Genomic DNA, 4,224 nt, shown 5'->3' on the forward strand with positions numbered 1-4,224 from the left:
CTCGCCCTATAGGAATAGAAGTCTACTCTCGTAGACTAAAGGCGTTTCTCTGCCGCTGAATACACCGCCAAGCGTTCTCGTTTGCCAACGGCCACGACAAACACGGTAATGCGTTCATCTTGAACTTGGTATACCAAGCGATATCCCGATGTTCGCAACTTGATTTTGTAACAGTCAGGGAGATCCCTGAGCTTGTTTGCTTCGATATGGGGATGCTCCAGTATCTCCGCCAATTTCTTTTTTAGCTGCTGCCTGATGGGATCTCCGAGCTTCTTCCATTCCTTTAGGGCGCGGGGATCAAACTCTAACTTATAGGTCATCGAGCGAAACCTCGATCCCCTTGCGAGGGGTCGCTAAACGCTCTTTTACCAAGGTAATCAAGGCTTCATCATCTGCTGTGAGCAGTACCGGCTTAAAGGGCAAAGCGCCTCTTGTCGCGACATATTCAAGCGTCTGGCGTAAGGCTTCTGAAGGGCTTACACCTAATTTTTCCAATGCAGCAAAAGAACGCTCTTTGAGTTCGTCATCGATGCGTATGTTGATTGTGCCCATAGAAACCTCGTGTAATTACATATGTAATTACACTATAGGCTTATCCTTTGCGAACGGCAACGATTTTATTAAAGGCATCAATGAGATTGGTAACTTAGAAAAATAGCGCTTTCAGTTTAATTTTGCCCTCAAAGCTAAGAGCTTAAAAAGTGAGCGATCGGAAAGTGGATTTTCGTTGCTAATTTTCAGCCCAAAATAGGGCTTAAATGGATCTTTGAGGTCGAATTTAGGCTATTTCAGCCCTTAAAGTGGATCTAAAGCGTGTTTTTAGGGGTAAAAATGCCTATTCAACATAATGCTGATTGGACGCATAGGAGTTTAGGGAGGTATTTCAAAGAATTGCGATCGGAGGGGATCGGGAGTAATCTCTTACCCCAGATGTGAAAAAACCGCCTTGCCGGGCGGTTTAATCGAGAATACTTTGAACCAACAAAGTCCTTTCATTATAGCTATTCAGAAAGGCACTTCAAGAAGTTTTCTCTGCACTCCGTATTGGAATCAAGATGCTTTGGTACGGAACGACGCGCATCACGCCAGTTATCAAGGGAAGCCGGAAGCTGGCCAGTGAACCAAATCAACCCGAAATGACGTAATAGCCACGCTGCTTCATAGAGTCTAGGTAGCGATTAGAGCAAATGATAATACGGTTGATTTCCCACTACTGCGGTGGACGCCAATGGCGCTAACAGTGGGGCGTAAGGACTCTCGGAATGGCACTCAAAAAAGCTTCTCCGCAACGTAGAATGAACCCGATACTGTACTTAATTTTTTTAAGTCCGCGGTAGGGGTTCCGCGTAGCGGAATGGCACAGCGGAGCACGTTGTGCGACCGCATTATCGCTCCTAGCTTTGTCCACAAGTCCACACAACGTAGCGCCGACCGTCCGGAGGACAAGGGAGGGCGGCGCGCGGCCGTGTGGACCCTGTGGACAATAGCGCTATGCTCTTTTCTTTTCAGAGGGGGTTCGGGGGAGATTTTCCCCTTGTTTATCTTCAAATTTCCTAGGGAAAAAACCCTTCAGCATTTCTATTTAAGAGAGAAAAGAGCTGTGTTAGGCTTTGCTTGTAACACTGTAAGTGCATACATGCATTCGTGGTGTTGTGGCTTCAATTTCAACAACCGATGTTATTTTTAATTGGTCTGTATTGATATTTACTATGTAGTAAAAGAGCAGCGGGGTTAACGTTGTTCTGGGGTTGGGTGCGTTGTCTGCGCCTAACGTGTGTTAGGCACAAACAACAGGAGTTCACATGAATTACATCAGTAATTTCATTAGTGAAATAGTTGAACTGTTGAGAGCTATGACAAACTTGTTGAGTGGTGTCATTGTCCTCATACGGTTACTTAAATTACCGTTTAAACATAAATAAATATTGGTTTTCAAGGGGTGAAGAACGGCCATTCCGAACCCCTTAAAATCACTTAACTGATAACTTATTTACTATCAGATAAGTGAGTTTTATTTAATCTCATTTGCACAAACGAAGCAATCTTTGATCCCACATAAGGTGGGATCAAAGTGTTATATGGTGTTATATGGTGTTATTTTGCACCTAAATCACCTCAGATAAACCTTTGTTATTTCCGGTCTAAAATGCCCCATTTCTTGGCTAACCGTTTCCAAAGCTAACGCTCTCGATAACCCTAATCTTTGAAGCATATCCATTCTGCTCTGAGCGTATGAATGTCTCAGGCCGTGGGCGCCATTTGACCAGCCCAACATCCGTTTGGATGCTGAGGAAAAGGAGCTTGACCAGTTCAAGCCACCGGCAATGTCGTAATGCTGCACGTAGTAGATCCCTCGATCTATTTTCTGAATGGGGTGAGTTAGCTTTCGTGCTTGTAATTGCTCGCTTAAATGCGTGGGAATGACGACTTCTCGAGTTAATCCGCCTTTACCGGTTACGGTGAACCGATCACCATTTAATCCGTGCCATTTGGTACCCAAACTTGGCCTTAGATCTGCTGCTTTCTGGTGAACGGGTTGCAGTGTGAGGAGCTCGTGGGCGCGTAAGCCGGCTGCGGCCGCTATCTCGGTGGCGAGGGCATTGTGTGGAAGCTGTGCCTCGATGATCATTTTGATTTGGTGAGCGGGGTAAGAACGGGTCTTTAATGCTTCGTCTAACTCTGATTCTATAACCGGTAGTTTTTGAGTGTGATTTAGCTGCTTGGTCACATGGATCATCATGCATTGAAGCGCCTGACGCTCCATATCCAGCGTTTTCTGCCCTACCTGTTGCCTTCGGTGTTCTAAATACATGTTCGCGGCTTCAGGAGTGATTTTACGCAGTGAGCCAAGCTGGTTTTCTTGAATGTATTTGGCAACTTGGAGCAGGCTTTTCTCGTAATTATTTGCGGTACTCACGGACTTTAAAATGTTGCCCTGGAGCTGCTTGATTACCGATGCCGCTTGTTTCTGTGGCGATGAAAACCTAGGCATGTTTTGCCGTCCAACGAGAGACCGTTGACCATGCCACTTTCACTCTGTTTGCCCGTAACCAGCGCTGCAGTTCTGCGATGGATGCCCCTTCTTTTCGAAGTAGCAGCAGCTCCGCTTTGTACCGGTCTAAACGTGAGGAAACGTAGCTCGGTTTACGAATGCTTTTGGTTTGATTTTGTAACTTTATCAACTCGGCTTTGGGGTCGAAATGCATCTGAAAATTCCATTGTAAGAACACCCACTGCATAGCAGTGCGGCACTACCAAAAGCACCGATTCGCCCACGTTAAGGTCGGACTGTTCGCACCTGTTGCGCAAAGAAAATGAGGAAGGAAATACACAGCAATGCTGCAGTATTGATTTATGCGCGATGAAATAAAGGAGTTATGGAATTTAACTATTGAAGCATCGAGAGATGCGGAGATTGAGGCTTCATTATAGGGATGGCCGATCATCGATGCAATGGCCGTTTGTTTTTGTGCGTGGAATGGCTGAAACCCAGTTCCCCCGCTACGTACAGGGCGATTTATCGTTCTAACGTAGCGGGGGGATGAGCGAGTGCTCCTCATGCGGAACCCCCCGTGTATATCGCGGGGGGAGCATTGAGTGAGATCCGAGAAAATGGTAAAATTAAGATATTGAAATATTAAAATATTGAGTCGCAACGGAGGGGGCAAGATGGATTCGGAAACGATTAAAATCTTAGGTGCTGTAATGATTGCAGCTACATTTGCGTTGCTGGCCTACTCGGTATATCTGCTTGGCGAACTTAAGCCGAAAGCTGAGCCCCAAACCAAAGCTAAATCGAAAAGAAAGCGCTCAAAGTAGCTACTGTACTTTCCTTTGTTCGAACTCATCGATTGCAGGGTTATAGACCCAACGTTCATTCGGCTCAAGTTGATCCTTGCCGAGAAAATTAACTGCCCTTTCCAGCCAATCAAGGACAATAGGATGGTCGGCGGCCAGCTTCAGTTGCACCATGGATAGCAGCTCAGCTTTTAGTTCTGCTTTTTGTGATTCTTCTTCTGGTGTTAGAGTCATTATAGAAAGTCCAAAAATTCTTTAACTGCGGCCTCAGTACCGGCATCAAGGGGAAAGAACATCCCCGATTCTTCTTCAAGAATTACAGCCTCACCTACAACCCAGGTGTAGTGCAAACCATTACTGCCAACGTAAAACTGTTCCATTTCTTAGTCCCTATTCTGTCTCACGTGTGAGACTTGGATGAATAAA

General features: G+C 45.7%; 7 protein-coding genes. 1 reads left to right on the forward strand and 6 read right to left on the reverse strand.

Translation table 11 applies throughout. The features are described 5' to 3' along the window. Window positions 1-35: 35 nt before the first annotated feature. From N5E87_RS23460 to N5E87_RS23475, 4 genes are all read right to left on the reverse strand, one after another. Window positions 36-320 (reverse strand): type II toxin-antitoxin system RelE/ParE family toxin, encoded by a 285-nt coding sequence (locus tag N5E87_RS23460; protein ID WP_220777757.1) that lies wholly within the window; start codon window positions 318-320, stop codon window positions 36-38. After that, window positions 310-552, reverse strand: a complete 243-nt coding sequence (locus N5E87_RS23465; protein ID WP_220777758.1) for a type II toxin-antitoxin system RelB/DinJ family antitoxin — start codon at window positions 550-552, stop codon at window positions 310-312. Before N5E87_RS23465 ends, N5E87_RS23460 begins: the two co-directional genes overlap by 11 nt. A 1,558-nt stretch (window positions 553-2,110) precedes the next feature. Continuing rightward, window positions 2,111-2,992: a site-specific integrase gene (locus tag N5E87_RS23470; RefSeq protein ID WP_279776110.1), complete on the reverse strand. Its 882-nt coding sequence runs from the start codon at window positions 2,990-2,992 to the stop codon at window positions 2,111-2,113. Continuing rightward, window positions 2,985-3,206, reverse strand: a complete 222-nt coding sequence (locus N5E87_RS23475) for a hypothetical protein (protein ID WP_279776111.1) — start codon at window positions 3,204-3,206, stop codon at window positions 2,985-2,987. The genes N5E87_RS23470 and N5E87_RS23475 overlap by 8 nt, the downstream gene beginning before the upstream one ends. A 463-nt stretch (window positions 3,207-3,669) precedes the next feature. On the opposite strand from N5E87_RS23475, the gene N5E87_RS23480 reads away from it, so the two are divergent. After that, the gene (locus tag N5E87_RS23480) at window positions 3,670-3,819 is read left to right on the forward strand and encodes a hypothetical protein (protein ID WP_279776112.1); all 150 of its coding nucleotides are present in this window, start codon (window positions 3,670-3,672) and stop codon (window positions 3,817-3,819) included. On the opposite strand, the gene N5E87_RS23485 is transcribed toward N5E87_RS23480, so the two are convergent. After that, window positions 3,820-4,032, reverse strand: coding sequence for a hypothetical protein (locus N5E87_RS23485; RefSeq protein WP_279776113.1), 213 nt, complete (start codon window positions 4,030-4,032; stop codon window positions 3,820-3,822). It abuts the gene before it with no gap. After that, window positions 4,032-4,178, reverse strand: coding sequence for a hypothetical protein (locus N5E87_RS23490; RefSeq protein WP_279776114.1), 147 nt, complete (start codon window positions 4,176-4,178; stop codon window positions 4,032-4,034). Before N5E87_RS23490 ends, N5E87_RS23485 begins: the two co-directional genes overlap by 1 nt. Window positions 4,179-4,224: the final 46 nt, after the last annotated feature.

The organism is Shewanella sp. GD03713 (genome assembly GCF_029843705.1).
In the GTDB taxonomy this organism is placed as follows: Bacteria; Pseudomonadota; Gammaproteobacteria; order Enterobacterales; family Shewanellaceae; genus Shewanella.